General features: G+C 70.6%; 14 protein-coding genes. 5 read left to right on the top strand and 9 right to left on the bottom strand.

Annotation, left to right across the window (positions count from 1 at the left end; all coding sequences use genetic code 11):
• Positions 1–113: 113 nt before the first annotated feature.
• Both ACOJTC_RS13420 and ACOJTC_RS13415 read right to left on the bottom strand, forming a co-directional pair.
• A complete protein-coding gene (locus ACOJTC_RS13420) occupies positions 114–869 on the bottom strand; it encodes an alpha/beta fold hydrolase (protein ID WP_420117104.1) in 756 nt (251 codons plus the stop codon).
• Between the two features lie 257 nt (positions 870–1,126).
• On the bottom strand, positions 1,127–2,089 hold the full coding sequence (locus ACOJTC_RS13415) for a TIGR03557 family F420-dependent LLM class oxidoreductase (protein ID WP_204924068.1): 963 nt from the start codon (positions 2,087–2,089) through the stop codon (positions 1,127–1,129).
• A 381-nt stretch (positions 2,090–2,470) separates the two neighbouring features.
• Between ACOJTC_RS13415 and ACOJTC_RS13410 the strand changes: the two genes are divergently transcribed.
• Positions 2,471–3,859, top strand: a complete 1,389-nt coding sequence (locus ACOJTC_RS13410; protein ID WP_420117103.1) for a cellulase family glycosylhydrolase — start codon at positions 2,471–2,473, stop codon at positions 3,857–3,859.
• A gap of 164 nt (positions 3,860–4,023) precedes the next feature.
• Here ACOJTC_RS13410 and ACOJTC_RS13405 read toward each other — a convergent pair whose 3' ends face one another.
• From ACOJTC_RS13405 to ACOJTC_RS13390, 4 genes are all read right to left on the bottom strand, one after another.
• Positions 4,024–6,219: an alpha-galactosidase gene (locus ACOJTC_RS13405; protein ID WP_420117102.1), complete on the bottom strand. Its 2,196-nt coding sequence runs from the start codon at positions 6,217–6,219 to the stop codon at positions 4,024–4,026.
• Positions 6,220–6,371: 152 nt separating this feature from the next.
• On the bottom strand, positions 6,372–7,292 hold the full coding sequence (locus ACOJTC_RS13400; RefSeq protein ID WP_088642203.1) for a carbohydrate ABC transporter permease: 921 nt from the start codon (positions 7,290–7,292) through the stop codon (positions 6,372–6,374).
• Positions 7,289–8,248 carry a carbohydrate ABC transporter permease gene (locus ACOJTC_RS13395; protein ID WP_088642202.1) on the bottom strand — a complete coding sequence of 320 codons (960 nt, stop codon included), beginning with the start codon at positions 8,246–8,248 and terminating at the stop codon, positions 7,289–7,291. Before ACOJTC_RS13395 ends, ACOJTC_RS13400 begins: the two co-directional genes overlap by 4 nt.
• A 22-nt stretch (positions 8,249–8,270) precedes the next feature.
• The gene (locus ACOJTC_RS13390; protein ID WP_420117101.1) at positions 8,271–9,596 is read right to left on the bottom strand and encodes an ABC transporter substrate-binding protein; all 1,326 of its coding nucleotides are present in this window, start codon (positions 9,594–9,596) and stop codon (positions 8,271–8,273) included.
• A gap of 279 nt (positions 9,597–9,875) precedes the next feature.
• Between ACOJTC_RS13390 and ACOJTC_RS13385 the strand changes: the two genes are divergently transcribed.
• Positions 9,876–11,924, top strand: a complete 2,049-nt coding sequence (locus tag ACOJTC_RS13385; RefSeq protein ID WP_420117100.1) for a beta-galactosidase — start codon at positions 9,876–9,878, stop codon at positions 11,922–11,924.
• Positions 11,925–11,964: 40 nt separating this feature from the next.
• The gene (locus ACOJTC_RS13380) at positions 11,965–12,741 is read left to right on the top strand and encodes a DeoR/GlpR family DNA-binding transcription regulator (protein ID WP_357932550.1); all 777 of its coding nucleotides are present in this window, start codon (positions 11,965–11,967) and stop codon (positions 12,739–12,741) included.
• A gap of 29 nt (positions 12,742–12,770) precedes the next feature.
• Here ACOJTC_RS13380 and ACOJTC_RS13375 read toward each other — a convergent pair whose 3' ends face one another.
• Together ACOJTC_RS13375 and ACOJTC_RS13370 are read right to left on the bottom strand one after the other, a co-directional pair.
• The gene (locus tag ACOJTC_RS13375) at positions 12,771–13,049 is read right to left on the bottom strand and encodes a hypothetical protein (RefSeq protein WP_420117099.1); all 279 of its coding nucleotides are present in this window, start codon (positions 13,047–13,049) and stop codon (positions 12,771–12,773) included.
• A complete protein-coding gene (locus tag ACOJTC_RS13370) occupies positions 13,043–13,291 on the bottom strand; it encodes a DivIVA domain-containing protein (protein WP_208569897.1) in 249 nt (82 codons plus the stop codon). The genes ACOJTC_RS13375 and ACOJTC_RS13370 overlap by 7 nt, the downstream gene beginning before the upstream one ends.
• A 304-nt stretch (positions 13,292–13,595) precedes the next feature.
• Here ACOJTC_RS13370 and ACOJTC_RS13365 point away from each other — a divergent pair, with 304 nt between their 5' ends.
• Both ACOJTC_RS13365 and ACOJTC_RS13360 read left to right on the top strand, forming a co-directional pair.
• The gene (locus ACOJTC_RS13365; RefSeq protein ID WP_420117098.1) at positions 13,596–14,459 is read left to right on the top strand and encodes a helix-turn-helix domain-containing protein; all 864 of its coding nucleotides are present in this window, start codon (positions 13,596–13,598) and stop codon (positions 14,457–14,459) included.
• Positions 14,456–14,677 (top strand): DUF397 domain-containing protein, encoded by a 222-nt coding sequence (locus ACOJTC_RS13360; RefSeq protein ID WP_420117097.1) that lies wholly within the window; start codon positions 14,456–14,458, stop codon positions 14,675–14,677. Before ACOJTC_RS13365 ends, ACOJTC_RS13360 begins: the two co-directional genes overlap by 4 nt.
• Before the next feature lie 126 nt (positions 14,678–14,803).
• Here the strand turns inward: ACOJTC_RS13360 and ACOJTC_RS13355 are convergent.
• Positions 14,804–15,113: hypothetical protein (locus tag ACOJTC_RS13355; RefSeq protein ID WP_420117096.1), on the bottom strand; the 310-nt coding region annotated here is incomplete at its 5' end.

The raw sequence follows: 15,113 nt of genomic DNA, 5'->3' as shown, positions 1-15,113 counted from the left end.
AGGTTGACCAGGACGGTCAGGGCGATCGAGGCGAGCACCGAGAACAGGATCATCAGCAGGCAGCCGAAGCCGCCGCCGAGGGGTCGGATCTGCGTGTTGCCGAAGCGCATGGTTCACCTGGCCAGGGTCGGGACGAGCAGGTCACGGATCGCCCCGGCCACCGGCCCGGGGGCGGTGGTGAGCACGTTGTGGGCGGCACCGGGCACGGTGACCAGCCGGGCGTCGGGCACCAGCCGGGTCACCTGGGCGCGCCACCGGGGCGGCACGATCGGGTCGCGTTCCCCGGCCAGCACGAGGGTGGGCGCGGCGATCCGGACCAGATCCTCCTCCACCGCGTTGTGGACCGAGTGCGCGATGGTGGCGGCCACCCGCCAGGGGCGCGCGTCGAGGACGTCGCGCACCAGGATCGGCACCTGCCAGGGCGTCTCCCGCAGGCTGTCCACCAGCCACCGGCCGACCAGCCCCCGCCGGGACCGGGCGGTCGGGTCGCTGGTCGGCCCGGCCAGCACCAGCGCCCGGACCGCCCCGGGGTGGTCCGCCGCGAGCGCGGCGGCCACCTCCGCGCCGAACGAGTGCCCGACCAGGCAGACCGGGGGCATCCGGTACGCGTCGAGCCAGGCCAGCAGGTGGGCGACGTGCTGCCGCAGGTCGTAGGAGTGGCCGGGGTGGGCGCTCAGCCCGAAGCCGGGCAGGTCCGGCACGTACACCGGGTGGGTGGTGCCGAGCGTCTCGGCCAGCGGGGTGAGGTAGCGGTGCGACACGGCCAGCCCGTGCACCAGCACCACCGGGGGTGCGCCGGGCACGGTCGGGTCGGCGGAGCGCCGGGTGTGCGTACGCAGCCCGTCGACGAGCCGGAACTCGCTGGTCAACGCCGTCCGCACCCGGCGCGCGACGGCCTGTGGACCCGGCGGCGTGGCCGGCGACGTGCGGGTCGGATCCGGCGCGGCCCGGGAGGGGGTGTCCGGGTCCGGCGCGGTGACCGGGTGGTCCGGGCCCGGAGTGTGGGCGGGCGGCCGATCGGACCCGGCCGTCGGGTGCGGTGCGGCCTGGGCCGGCCGAAAGGCGTCGCGGCCGGGCCGGGTGGGGCGGGGGCGGGTACGCGACCCGGCCCGACCCGCCACGGCGGTCACAGTTCGCGCAGTCGGGGCAGTAGCTGCTCCTGCGCCCAGTCCAGGAACATCGGCTGGCTGTCTCCGCCGACCTGCACGATCGCCACGTGCGTGAAGCCGGCGTCGACGAAGGCGCGGAACGCCTCGACGTGCCGGTCGACGTCGGGGCCGCAGGGGATGCCGTCGGCGACGTCCTCCTCCCGGACGAACTGGGTGGCGGCGGCGAAGGCCTCCGGGTCGGGCAGGTCGGCGTTGACCTTCCAGCCGCTGCCGAACCAGCGGAACTGGTCGTGCACGATCTTGCGGCACTCGGCCTCGTCGGGGCCGTAGCAGATGGCCACCTGGCCGTAGCGGGGTTGCCCGGCGCCGCCCGCGTCGTCGTAGAGCTGGATGATCCGGGAGTCGGGTTCGGTGGCGACGATGCCGTCGGCGTACTCGGCGGCGAGGGCGGCCGACGACGGCCCGGACGCGGCGACGGCCATCGGTACGGGGTGATCCGGGCGGTCCCAGACGTAGGCGTCGGGGACGTCGAAGTGGTTGCCGGAGAAGGTCAGCGTCTCGCCGTTGAGCAGCGGACGGATGATCTGGAGCGCCTCGGAGAACATCTCGTGCCGCTGCTGCACGTGCGGCCACCCGCCGACCACGTGTTCGTTGAGGTTCTCCCCGGCGCCGAGGCCGAGGGTGAACCGCCCGTCGGAGAGCACCCCGATGGTGCTGGCCTTCTGCGCCACCACCGCCGGGTGGTACCGGCGGATCGGGCAGGTCACGAAGGACATCAGCTCGGCCCGGCTGGTGGCGTGGGCGACCGCGCCCAGCACCGACCAGGCGTACGGGGAGTGGCCCTGCGCGTCGAGCCACGGATAGTAGTGGTCGGACATGACCAGCTGGTCGAAGCCGGCCGCCTCCGCCCGTACCGCGTGGTCGACCAACTGCTTCGGGCCGGTCTGTTCGCACATCAGGGTGTAGCCGACGCGGACCATACTGGTTTCTCCTTCCGGGCGACGATCGTCACCGGATACCCCTGGCCGGTGCCGGTCAACCTCGGATGTGCGGCCGGGTCCCTCTTGACGGTGACGTGAGGGCCGTCTAATGTCCGGCTTAACCGGTTCAGGCTGGTGGTGTCACATCCTGTGGTGGGGATGACCGCCCCCTGTGGCGGCTCACGGTCGGCGTGGGTCGCCGCAGGGTCGGCGGAGGCAGGCAGGCAACTTAACCGGTTGCCTTCCCGGCCCGGTGGCCCTACGCTGGTCCGCACGCGGCCAGGGAGTCAGGCGGCGGCTGTCGGGCTGCAGCCGAGCGCCACCGTCACCAGCATCGCCACCCCGCCAGGGCAACGGGGTCGACCCTTCCTGAGGAAACCCATGAAGAAGCGACTTTCCGTCGCCGGCGTCGCCCTGCTCACCGTCCTCGCCGCCGTGTTCGCCTTCGGCCAGCCGGCCCAGGCCGCGGCCGGTTTCACGGTCTCCGGTGGCAAGCTCTACGACGCCAACGGCAACGAGTTCATCATGCGGGGCGTCAACCACGCCCACACCTGGTACCCGCAGCAGACCACCTCCTTCGCCAACATCAAGGCGCTCGGCGCGAACACCGTGCGGGTGGTGCTGGCCAGCGGTGACCGCTGGACCAAGAACACCGCCGCCGACGTCAGCAACGTCATCTCGCTGTGCCGGGCCAACAAGCTGATCTGCGTGCTGGAGGTGCACGACACCACCGGTTACGGCGAGCAGGCCGGGGCGATCACCCTGGACCGGGCGGTCGACTACTGGCTGAGCATCGCCAGCGCCCTGCAGGGCCAGGAGCGGTACGTCATCGTCAACATCGGCAACGAGCCGTACGGCAACCAGGGCTACGCCACCTGGGCCACCGACAACGCCAACGCGATCAAGCGGCTGCGGGCCGGCGGGATCAGCCACACGATCATGGTGGACGCCCCGAACTGGGGTCAGGACTGGTCGTTCACCATGCGCGACAACGCGGCCGGGGTGTTCGCCGCCGATCCGCAGAAGAACACGGTCTTCTCGATCCACATGTACGGCGTCTTCGACACCGCCGCCGAGATCAGCGACTACCTGGGTCGGTTCCGCACCGCCAAGCTGCCCATCGTGGTGGGCGAGTTCGGCTTCGACCACTCCGACGGCAACCCCGACGAGGACACCATCCTGTCGTACACCCAGGCCAACGGGATCGGCTACCTCGGCTGGTCGTGGAGCGGCAACGGCGGTGGCGTGGAGTACCTCGACATGACCACCAACTTCAACCCGGCCGCCCTGACCACCTGGGGCCAGCGGATCTTCAACGGCGTCAACGGCATCAAGGCGACGGCGAAGGAGGCCTCGGTCTACTCCGGCACCACCCCGACCACGCCGCCGACCACCCCGCCCACGACCCCACCGACCACCCCGCCGACCACGCCCCCCACCACCCCGCCGACGACGACCCCGCCGGCGACCGGGGGCTGCACCGCCACGTACACCGTCATCGGGTCGTGGCAGGGCGGCTTCCAGGGTGAGGTGAAGGTGACCGCCGGCAGCGCGGCGATCAACGGCTGGACGACGAAGTGGACCTACGCCAACGGCCAGACCGTCAGCCAGTCCTGGAACGCGACGCTGAGCAGCAGCGGCAGCACGGTGACCGCCCGCAACGTCGACTACAACGGCCGGCTCGGTGCCGGGGCCAGCACCGCCTTCGGCTTCATCGGCAGCTGGACCGGCAGCAACCCGGCGCCTGCGGTGACCTGCACCGCGAGCTGACCGCCCCGGGTGGCCGGGTCCTCCGGGGCCCGGCCACCACCCGTGCGTGATCCCCTCATCGGGGGCGAGGTAGCGGTATCGAGCGTCGGGGACACCGCTACCTCGCCCCCGATGAGTCGATCAAGCGCCCTGCGCCCGCCCACCCGGACCCGAACGCGGGCCGGTCAGTCGACGGCGTCGACCTCCAGCAGCAGCGCCTGCTCCGGGTTCAGGGCCGGCAGGTGCAGGCCCACCGTCGCCAGCACCGAGCCGGGCAGCGTCACGGCGGGCAGCCAGCCCGGTCCGGTGATCTGCATGACGTCCGGCTCCGGCACCCCCTGCGCGGGACGGACGGCGTACCGGCGGGCCGGGTCGAGGCCGAGCAGGCGCACCGGGCCGGGGGTCTGCGTGACGGAGGTGGCCACCCGGGACACCGCGTACACGGCGCGGGAGCGGTCGTGGGCGACCACGCCGTGCGCCTGCACGGCGGGGTCCGGGTGGTCGAACCGCACCACCCGCCCGGTGTGCAGCAGCGGCCGGAGCCGCTTGTGCAGGGCGACCCAGGCGGTCAGCTCGGCCCGCTCGGTGGGATCGAGCGCGACGATGTCCCACTCGATGCCGTGGTGGCCGAAGAGCGCGGTGACCGCCCGGAAGCCCAGGGTGTGCACCCGCCCGGTGGTGTGTGAGCGTCCCGGGCCGATGTGCGTGCCGACCAGTTCCGGGGGCAGCAGCAGCCCGGTCCAGCGTTGGATGGACAGCCGTTCCAGGGCGTCGTTGGTGTCGCTGGCCCAGACCCGGTCGGTACGCCGCAGGATCTCCAGGTCGACCCGGGCCCCGCCGGACGAGCAGCTCTCGATCTCCAGGTGCGGGTGCCGGGCGCGCAGCTCGTCGAGGAGCCGGTACGCCGCCACGGTCTGCGCGTGCACCCCGGGCCGGCCGGCGTGCCCGGCCTCGGTGAGGTCCCGGTTGTGGTCCCACTTGAGGTAACTGATCCCCGGGTTCCCGGTCAGCAGGCCGTCGAGCCGGTCGAGCAGGTGGGCGTACGCCGCCGGGTTGGCCAGGTCCAGCACCTGCTGGTGCCGCCACGGCAGGGGTAGCCGGTCGGGGGCGGCGAGCACCCAGTCGGGGTGGGCGCGGAACAGGTCGGAGTCGGGGTTGACCATCTCCGGTTCCACCCAGAGCCCGAACTGCATGCCGTGCCCGCGAACGTGCTCGATGAGCGGTCCCAGGCCGGCCGGCCAGACGTCGGCGTCGACCTGCCAGTCGCCCAGGCCGGCCCGGTCGTGCCGGCGGCCGGTGAACCAGCCGTCGTCGAGCACGAACCGTTCCACGCCCACCTCGGCGGCCCGGTCGGCGAGGGTCCGCAGCCGGTCCAGGTCGTGGTCGAAGTAGACGGCCTCCCACACGTTGAGGGTGACCGGACGCGGCGTGCGGGGATGTTCCGGCCGGGCCCGCAGGTGGGTGTGCAGCAGGTCGCTGAGCCCGTCCAGCCCGGCGGTGGAGTGCACCGCGTAGAGCAGCGGGGTGGCGTACTCCTCACCGGGGCCGAGGACGATCTCGCCGGGGGCGAGCAGTTCCCCGCCGCCCAGGGTGGATTCACCGGTCGGGCGGCGTTCGGCGACGGTCACGTGGTCGCCGCTCCACGCGGTGTGCACCGCCCACAGCTCGCCGTGGCCGAAGCCGAATCCGGCGGTGCCGGCGACCAGCAGCAGGGTGGCGTCGTGCCCGGTCCGCCCGTGCCGCCCCTCGCGCACCCAGGCGCCGTGCGGCCACGGGTGCCGCTGCGGCGCACGTTCGCGGCACCAGCGGCCGGTCAGGTCGAGCAGTTCGGTGGCGAGCGCCGGCACGGGCAGCACCGGTGTCAGCTCGCGTACCTCGTAGGGCTGGTCGGCGTCGTTGCGCAGCCGGTGCCGTACGGTCAGCACCCCGACCGGGTCGAGGGTGACCTCGACGGTGAGGGTCAACCCCGCGCCCGGGTCCGTCGCCCGCACGCTCACCCGCGCCGCGCCGACTCCACCCCGGTCATCCTCCTCATGGGCTACGCGCACCGCGTCCCCCACGTCGCCACGCGGATCATCGACGTCGATCGCGTCGAGGCGGAAGGCGGTCGACCAGTCCCGTCCGTGGCGGTGGCCGGCGAGTCCGGGCCGGCCGCTCCAGCCGGCGCTCGCCTCGGGCAGCAGGGACAGCACGGTCGGCGCGTCGAAGCTGCTCGGCACCACCGGCGGCACGGTGACGTCGAGCAGGGCCGGCAGGTCGTCGGCGGGCACCGGGCCGAGGTCGGTGCCCCAGTGCACGATCCGGGGCAGCCCCGGGCCGCGTGCGTCGAGCACCAGGCTGGTGTGGCCCCGGCGCAGGTGGATCACGGTCGGATCGGTCATGGCGCTCATCTCCGGTGCGGGCACCCCGGCGTTCGTCACGGTGGGTGAGGTCGAGGGGTGTCAGTGCCGCGCGAGAGCGGTATGCCTGTGGGTCATATTCATGCCTGCCAGGAATACCGCTCTCGCGCGCATGGGTGGGTGGGTGCCGTGACTCAGCCTTTGGACGCTCCCAGGGTCAGGCCCTTGACGAACTGCTTCTGCAACAGGAAGAAGATCACCAGGGTGGGGATGGCGACCAGCACCGAGCCGGCCGACACCAGGTTGTTGTCGGTGAAGAACTCGCCGCGCAGGTTGTTCAGCGAGCTGGTGACCGGGAACTTGTCGCCGGTACGCATCAGCACGGTGGCCCAGAAGAACTCGTTGTAGATCCAGGTCACCTCCAGGGTGGCCAGGGCCGCCAGCGCCGGCCGGCACAGCGGCATGGTCACCTGCCAGTACTGCCGCCAGATGCTCGCCCCGTCCACCATGGCCGCCTCGTACAGGTCGCGGGGCAGCGCCTTCATGTAGTTGCTCAGCACGAAGACGCAGAAGCCGCACTGGAAGGCCACGTTGACCAGGATCAGCCCCCAGTAGCTGTCGTAGAGCAGCTCCGAGTCGCTCATGAACTCCGGCAGCGGCACCTCGGTGAAGATCCGGAACAGCGGGATCAGCAGCGACTGCTGGGGCAGCAGGTTGGCGGCGGTGAACAGCCCGAGCAGGACGATGTTGAGTTTCCAGCTGAACCGGGCGATCACGAACGCCACGCACGAGGCGAGGAACAGGGTCAGCAGCACCGCCGGGACGGTGATGTAGACCGAGTTGAGGAAGTGCTTGCCGAACTCGGCGGTCTGCCAGGCGGTGACGTAGTTGTCGAACGTCCACCCGCCGAACGAGACGTACCCGTTGGCGGCGGTGTAGGCGTACGAGCGCAGCGAGGTCAGCACCGCCCAGAGGATCGGGAACAGCCAACCGACGGCGACCGCGCCGAGGAACAGGTGCAGCACCACCCGGGCGGGGCGCAACGGCCGGCGGCGCGGTGCCGGCTTCGCCGTCGGCGTCGACGCCGGCGGTCGGGTCACGGTCGACGCGCTCATCGCCGGTTCTCCCTCATGACGACGGCCAGGTAGATGGTGATGAAGACCAGCGAGACCGCCAGCATGATCGTCGCCAGGGCGGAGCCGAAGCCGATCCGGCTGGCCTCGCCGACGACGTTCTGGGTCACCAGGGCGGAGATCAGCTCCAACCCGTTGCGCCCCTTGTTGATCACCCAGACCAGGTCGAACGCGCGCAGCGACTCGATCACGGTCACCACCAGCACGATGATGTTGATGGGCCGCAGCACCGGGAAGATCACCCGGAAGAAGGTGCTGGTCTCCGACGCGCCGTCGACCGAGGCGGCCTCCCGCAGCGACGGGTCGACACCCTTGAGCCCGGCCAGGTAGAGCAGCATGATGTAGCCGACGTGCCGCCAGCCGGCCGCCACCAGCACCGCCCAGATGTTGACGTTCGGGTCGCCGTACCAGTCGGTCTGGCCGCCCAGGACGGCGTTGAGCAACCCCTGGTCGCGGGAGTAGATGAGCTGCCAGACGAAGCCGATCAGCGCCAGCGAGAGCACCACGGGCAGGTAGAGCGCGGTCTGGTAGAACCGGCTGCCCCGGATCTCCTTGTCGAGCAGCACGGCGAGGAACATTCCGAACGGGGTGGCCACCACGAACAGCGCGGCCAGCCAGAGCAGGTTGTTCTGCATCGCCGGCACGAACGGCGGGTAGATGTTGACCACGTCGGAGTAGTTCCGCCCACCGACCCAGTCGATCTCGCTGAGCGGCCCGATGCCGTCCCAGTCGGTGCCGGAGAGCGCCACGGTGGCCAGTGCGGGCAGCCAGACCAGGGCGACCACCAGCAGCAGCGGTACGAGCACCATCAGCGTGATCACCACGCGGTCGGTGCGGGACAGGAGCCGTAGCCGCCGGCCGCGACCACCCGGGGAGGTGGTGGTCGTGGCCGGCGACGACACGGCGTGATCCGCCTGGATCAGGGGCAGGTCGGACACGACGGTCCTCCCCCTCTCGCCGTCAGCTGGTGAAAATCGACTTCTTCTGGTTCTCGATGCTGTTGACCAGCCCGTCGATGTCCTTGGGGTTCTTGATGAACTGCTGCAGCGCCGGGATGATCACGGTGGAGGCGAAGTCCGGCCGGGTGTCGCGGTCGAGGAACTGGGCGATCTCGGTGGCCGAGCCGACCAGCTCGGCGGCCTTCTTCTGCAGGGCCGTGTAGCCGCTGGTGTCCGCGCCGCTGTTGGCGACCAGCGTGGTCGGGTCGTTCTTCACCGTGATGTCGGCGGCCTCCTTGGAGCCGACGAACTCCAGCAGCTTCTTGGCGCTGGCCTCGGCCTTAGGCTTGCGGGCCAGCATGTAGCCGTCGATCGGCGCGTCAAGGGCCTTGGCCCCGATCGCCGGGTCGATCTCGGGGAAGGTGAAGAAGTCGATGTCGTCCTGCTCGTCGTTGCCGAACTGCTGGGCGACGAAGAGACCGAGCAGGTACATGCCGCTCTTCTTCTGCTGCAACGACTGGGCGGCCTCCTGCCAGGTGCGGCCCAGGCTGTCCGGCTGGTGCAGGGGGAGCAGGCCGGCCCAGGTGTCGAAGACCTTCTTCACCTTGTCGGAGGTCCACGCCTCCTTGCCGGCCATCAGGTCGATGTGGAACTGGTAGCCGTTGATCCGCAGGTTGAGGATGTCGAAGGTGCCCATCGCCGGCCAGCCGTCCTTGTCGGCGAAGGCGATCGGGGTGAGGCCGTCCCGCTTCATCTGCGCGCTGAGGGTGGTGAGCTGGTCGAGGGTGGTCGGCACCTGGTAGCCGTGCTGCTTCCAGACCGACTTGCGGTAGAACATCGCCCACGGGTAGTACGACGACGGCACGAAGTACTGCTTGCCGTCGTCCCCGGTGGACGCCTTCTTGAACGCGTCGGAGTAGCCGGAGAGCTTGCCCCACAGGTCGCTGATGTCGCCGGCCAGTCCCTTGGCGGCGAAGAAGCGCATCCGGTAGCCGGCGAACCACATGAACACGTCGTCCGGCTTGCCCTGCAGGTAGTTGTTGATGTTCTCCTGGTAGGTGTTGTGGTCCACCGTGTTGATCTTGGCGGTGATGCCGGACGAGGTCTTGAACCCGTCCATCACCTTGGCGATGACCCCCTTGGGCTGCGGGTCGGACTGGTTGGAACCGACCGACACCTCCTTGCTGTCGCTGCCCGAGTCGGAGTCGGAGCCGCAACCGGTGAGCAGCCCGGTGCCGAGCAGCGCGCCCGCGCCGACCCCGGTGATCAGGGAACGTCGTCCGATGCCGGCGACGGAGGACGGTACGAGCCGGGCGAGATACTCGGCTTCGGTGCGGGGACGGGACATGGTGCCTCCTGCGGAAGAAGAGGTGCGCTGCGCCCGAGGGCCGTCAGTGGTGGGGGAGCGGCTGTTCGGGAATGCCAACATAGATCCACCGAGAACGAACATTGGCAAACACAAACTCCCGGTGGCGCTTGAAGCTACCCGTCCGTGCGCGCCTGTCAAGAGGGCAGCTCCGGATCGATATCGCCGAAGCCGTACGGGATCCTGGTGGTAAACGTTGGAAAGCGGGTCCGTGTTGGAAAGTGTTGACTTGATCGACCGCTAGGGGCACGCTCTGCTCTCATGCGGCAACACGGCAGCTGGCAGGGCGACGGAATCTACTTCGGCGCCGACTACAACCCCGAGCAGTGGCCCGAGCAGGTCTGGGCCGACGACGTCGCGCTCATGCGCCGGGCCGGCGTCAACCTCGTCTCGGTCGGGATCTTCTCCTGGGCCCTGCTCGAACCGTCCCCCGGCCGGTACGAGTTCGGCTGGCTCGACCGTGCCCTCGACGTCCTGCACGCCGGAGGCATCCGGGTCGACCTGGCCACCGCCACCGCCAGCCCGCCCCCGTGGTTGGCCCACCGGCACCCCGAGACGCTGCCGCGCACCGTCGACGGCACCGTGCTGTGGCCCGGTGGCCGGCAGGGCTACTGCCCCAGCTCGCCGGTCTTCCGCGAGCGTTCGCTGGCCCTGGTCGAGACGGTCGCCGACCGCTACGCCGAGCACCCCGCCGTGGTGATGTGGCACGTCTCCAACGAGCTGGGCTGCCACAACGTGCACTGCTACTGCGACGTCAGCGCCGAGGCGTTCCGCGACTGGCTGCGGGAGCGCTACGGCGACCTCGACCGGCTCAACGACGCCTGGGGCACCACCTTCTGGAGCCAGCGCTACCACGACTGGGCCGAGATCAACCCGCCGCGCGCCGCGCCCACCTTCGCCAACCCCACCCAGCAGCTCGACTTCCTGCGCTTCTCCTCCGACGCGCAGCGCGCCCAACTCCGCGCCGAACGGGAGGTGCTCAAACGGCGGGTCGGCCAGCCGGTCACCACCAACTTCATGATCGGCATGGGCATCAAGCACATGGACTACCACTCCTGGGCCGCCGACGTGGACCTGGTCGCCAACGACCACTACCTGACCGTCACCGACCCGAACGCCCACCTCGGCCTGGCGTTCGCCGCAGACCACACCCGGGGCGTGGCCGGCGGCGACCCGTGGCTGCTCATGGAACACTCGACCAGCGCGGTCAACTGGCAGCCCCGCAACGTCGCCAAGACCCCCGGCCAGCTACGCCGCAACAGCCTCACCCACGTGGCGCGCGGCGCCGACGGGGTGCTGTTCTTCCAGTGGCGGGCCTCCCGGGCCGGCGCGGAGAAGTTCCACTCCGCCCTGGTCCCGCACGCCGGCCCGGACACCAAGGTCTTCGACGAGGTCTGCCGGCTCGGCGCGGACCTCACCGCCCTGGCCGAAGTACGCGGCAGCCGGGTCGACGCCGAGGTGGCGATCCTGTTCGACTGGGAGGCGTGGTGGGGCGTCGAGCTGGACTCCCACCCCAGCGTCGACGTCACCTACGCCGACCGGATGCGGGCGCTCTACGACGCGCTGTGGCGGGCCGGCGTCACCGCCGACGTGGTGCACCCGTCGACCGACCTGTCCGGCTACCGGCTGGTCCTCGTTCCCACCCTCTACCTGGTCCGCGACGCCGACGCCGAGGCGCTGGGCCGGTACGTCGCCGGGGGCGGGACGGCGCTGGTGACCTACTTCAGTGGAATCGTCGACGAGCACGACCACATCCGGCTCGGCGGCTACCCGGGAGCGTTCCGGGAACTGCTCGGGGTGCGTACCGAAGAGTTCTTCCCGCTGTTGGCAGGCGAGCAGGTGGCGCTCGACGACGGCTCCACCGCCGACGTGTGGACCGAGTGGCTGCACCCGGCCGGCGCGGAGGTCGTCGCGTCCTACGAGGACGGTCCGCTGCCGGGCGTGCCCGCGCTGACCCGGCACCGGGTCGGCGACGGCACCGCCTGGTACCTGGCCACCCGGCTCGACGAGGGGGCCACCGACGCCCTGGTGGGCCGGCTGCTCACCGAGGCCGGGGTACGCCCGCCGGCCACCGCCCCGACCGGCGTCGAGGTGGTCCGTCGCCGGGCCGACGACCGGTCCTGGCTGTTCGTGGTCAACCACACCGACGCCGAGGCGACCCTCGACGTGACCGGCACCGACCTGCTCACCGGGCAGCCCTGCGGCGGCACGCTGCGGGTGCCCGCCGGCGAGGTGGCCGTGGTGCGGGAGGAGCCGGCCGTGAGCGGGGCGGTCCCAGCGGGTGAACCGTCCCCGGCCGCAGCGGCCTGACCTGCGTACCGTTCCCTCGTCCGCGCGGTTGGGAGGTTCGATGCTCGCTCAGCAACGGCAGAACGCCATCCTGGAGCTGATCCGGCAGCGCGGCGGGGTGCGGGTCAGTCACCTGGTCAGCCGGTTCGGCGTCTCCGACATGACGATCCGCCGTGATCTGGAGGTGCTGGCCGAACGGGGGCTGGTCGACAAGGTGCACGGCGGGGCGACCCTGGCCGGCCCCGGGTCCGCCGAGGAACCCGGCTTCGCCGCCAAGTCGATCCGCCAGCAGGACGAGAAGCGGGCCATCGCCGGTCGGGCCGCCCGGATGGTCGAGCCCGGGATGGCCGTCGCGTTGTCGGCCGGCACCACCACCGCCGCGCTGGCCACCCTGCTCGGCGACGTACCCGGGCTGACCGTGGTGACCAACTCGATCCCGGTCGCCGACGCGCTCTACCAGAACCCGCGCGTCGACCAGACGGTGGTGCTGACCGGCGGGATCCGTACCCCGTCGGACGCGTTGACCGGGCCGGTGGCCGAGGCGGCGATCCGTACCCTGAATGTGGATCTGCTCTTTCTCGGCGTGCACGGGATGAGCCCGCGCACCGGGTTCACCACCCCCAACCTGCTGGAGGCGGCGGTCAACAAGCGGTTGATCGGGGCGGCCCGGCACCTGGTGGTGCTGGCCGACCACACCAAGTGGGAGACGATCGGCATCGCCACCATCGCCCCACTGGCCGAGGCCGACCTGCTGATCACCGACGCCGGGCTGCCGGCGGACAGCCGCCGGCAGATCGGCGAACAGGTCGGCGAGCTGGTCGTCGTCGAGGTCGACTGACCGCCGTCCGTCCCGCTCACCGACCCGGCTCACCGGTCCGGGTCGCACGGCCCGTCGTGGTCGGCCCGCGCCAGGCAGCGCCGCCGGTCAGCCATGATCCGGTCACAGAACACCCACCGTCGTACGTGCTGGGCGTCCTCGGCCGACACGGTGGCCCCGGCCACTTCGAGCCCCGGCACCAACGCCAACGACCGCGCCAGCGCGTACGCGAAACGCAGCGCTTGATCCTGGTCGGCGGCCGTGACGGGCAGGTGCAGCACGTGGCGGTGACCGTCGTCCCGGCCGGACGCCGGGTCATCGCTCAGCACGGGGGACGGTTGGCCTGGGCGCTGCGGCGGTCCCGCAGCAGCCGCTTGAGTCTGGTGTTCTCCCCGGTCAGCCGGGACACCTCCTGATGCAGGCTGGCCAACTCCAGGGCGACCCGGATCAGGAACCGGCGTACCTCCCGGGGATCGAGGCCCCGCCGGCCGAAGCCGGCGGTGGGGAACTGGTGGTCGCGGACCAGAAGCGGATGCAGCCGGGCCGGCAGGGTGCCGTCGTCGCGGATCATTCGTCGCCTCCTGACGGGTACGGGGTCGCGGGAACCCACGCCGCCGTGATAGGTATTCAGCAAGTCGGTCGGAGCCGGAATTCGGCTTCATGTTGAGACCCGACGAGATCCGGTATGCGGCTGCCATCCGCGAGGCCGTCTCTCGTCACCTTCTCGGCTGTTGGCACAGCCGCGGTTACTGCGCTTGCACCGGGCGTCCCCGGGGGCCGGTGATCACCCTCACCCGAAGGCCACGTTTCCAGTGGGCTGGAACTGGAGCAATGGTTCCTTCGCGGGCCTCGTCAACTTTTTCGAGAGGTGGATCATGCCGCACAAGCCGTTCATACGGACCCTGCGCGCGCAGTGGCTCGGCCAACAACTCCGCGCACTCCGAGAAGAACGCGGAATGACCTTGAAACTCGTCTCGGAGCACCTGCAACGCGACATGTCGGCGCTCGGCCGTTACGAGCGGGCGGACTGGCCGATCCGCAAGGGTGACGTCGTCGCACTGCTCGACCTCTACGGTTTCCACCACGCCGCCGAGCGGGCCCGCCTGCTGGCGCTGGCCGAGGACGTGTGGCGTACCGACCGCTGGGACGAGGACTACGGCGACGTCGTCGACTCGTCCTTCATCGAGTACCCGTGGCTGGAGGGCCGCGCCGACAAGGTGTGCTGCTTTCACATGACCCTCGTGCCGGGGCTGCTCCAGACCCGGGCCTACGCCGAGGCGGTGATCCGGAACGCGGCGGAACCGGAGGCGTCCGAGTCGATGATCAACCGCTGGGTCGAGCTGCGGCTCTCGCGGCAGGAAGTGCTCGCCAGGGAACGCCCCCTCACGATTCATGCCGTCATCGACGAGTCCGTCGTGCGTCGCCGGGTCGGTGGTGTCCAGGTTCTTCGGGACCAGCTCGCGCACCTGATGGAACTCCAGGCCCTGCCGCACGTCCGCGTCCAGATCATGCCGTTCTCGGTTGCCCTCCACCAGGGACTCGACGGCACGTTCTGGATCTTCCATCTTCCCGAGCCGTATCCTGCGGTTGCCTACGTCGAATCCCTCGGCGGTCGGCTCTACATGGAGTCACCAAAAGCCGAGCGCTTTCTCCATGCGTACGATCGTCTGTCGAAGTCCGCACTCAGCAAAGATGAGTCGACCGCCCTGATGGGCGTCATTGCAGAGGAGTTGGCATGAACGAGGCTTTGCCTGAGGTCGCCTGGCACATCAGCACCAAGAGCGACAGCAACGGCGGGAGTTGTGTGGAAGCGGGGCCGTTGCTCGACGGCTCGGGTCGGGTGGCCGTGCGGCACAGCAAGGCGCGTGACGCGGCGACGATCGTCTACACGGCTGACGAGTGGGCGGCCTTCGTCGGCGGAGTCAAGGACGGCGAGTTCGACTTCGCCGACGCCTGAGCCTGGTGCAAGTGGGGCGACCTTGCCGGCGTGTTCGACCAACCCGCCGATCCCGGGTGGACAAAAGACCGGAGTCCCCTGGAGAACATCGTCACCGATCGGCAGGCCGAGGTGAGAACGGGGAGTTCAGGGGGTCTGCCGGGTGGTGATGGCTGGCTTGATGCCGTAGTCGGCGAGCCAGCTGAGCAGATCGTCACGGTGGGCGTGGACGAGCGAGCCGCCGGTGAACCGGACGTCGTCGGTCACCTCGGCGACCACCTGCGGGGGTGGGAGGAAGGAGTGTGCCGCCTCGTCGGTGGTGAATTCGGCCTCAGCGAGGACCAGACCGTGCAGCGGTGGGTCGAAGACGTCGATGCCCAGCGGTGGGACGCTCAGGCGTGTCTTGCCCAGGGTCGCGGCCGGCAGGCGGGCGTTCGCCGGTGGTGCCCAGTTCCTC

The sequence above is a fragment of the Micromonospora sp. genome (assembly GCF_048594385.1).
Classification (GTDB): Bacteria; Actinomycetota; Actinomycetes; order Mycobacteriales; family Micromonosporaceae; genus Micromonospora; species Micromonospora wenchangensis.
The sequence above is the reverse complement of the archived record's forward strand: the minus strand, read 5'-3'. Positions and strand labels throughout refer to the sequence as shown.

Excerpts from the sequence above, each read along its gene's own strand:
- ACOJTC_RS13415 (WP_204924068.1), bottom strand. The coding sequence starts at position 2,089 with ATGGTCCGCGTCGGCTACACCCTGATGTGCGAACAGACCGGCCCGAAG.
- ACOJTC_RS13410 (WP_420117103.1), top strand. The coding sequence starts at position 2,471 with ATGAAGAAGCGACTTTCCGTCGCCGGCGTCGCCCTGCTCACCGTCCTC.
- ACOJTC_RS13405 (WP_420117102.1), bottom strand. The coding sequence starts at position 6,219 with ATGACCGATCCGACCGTGATCCACCTGCGCCGGGGCCACACCAGCCTG.
- ACOJTC_RS13400 (WP_088642203.1), bottom strand. The coding sequence starts at position 7,292 with ATGAGCGCGTCGACCGTGACCCGACCGCCGGCGTCGACGCCGACGGCG.
- ACOJTC_RS13390 (WP_420117101.1), bottom strand. The coding sequence starts at position 9,596 with ATGTCCCGTCCCCGCACCGAAGCCGAGTATCTCGCCCGGCTCGTACCG.
- ACOJTC_RS13385 (WP_420117100.1), top strand. The coding sequence starts at position 9,876 with ATGCGGCAACACGGCAGCTGGCAGGGCGACGGAATCTACTTCGGCGCC.
- ACOJTC_RS13380 (WP_357932550.1), top strand. The coding sequence starts at position 11,965 with ATGCTCGCTCAGCAACGGCAGAACGCCATCCTGGAGCTGATCCGGCAG.
- ACOJTC_RS13370 (WP_208569897.1), bottom strand. The coding sequence starts at position 13,291 with ATGATCCGCGACGACGGCACCCTGCCGGCCCGGCTGCATCCGCTTCTG.
- ACOJTC_RS13365 (WP_420117098.1), top strand. The coding sequence starts at position 13,596 with ATGCCGCACAAGCCGTTCATACGGACCCTGCGCGCGCAGTGGCTCGGC.
- ACOJTC_RS13360 (WP_420117097.1), top strand. The coding sequence starts at position 14,456 with ATGAACGAGGCTTTGCCTGAGGTCGCCTGGCACATCAGCACCAAGAGC.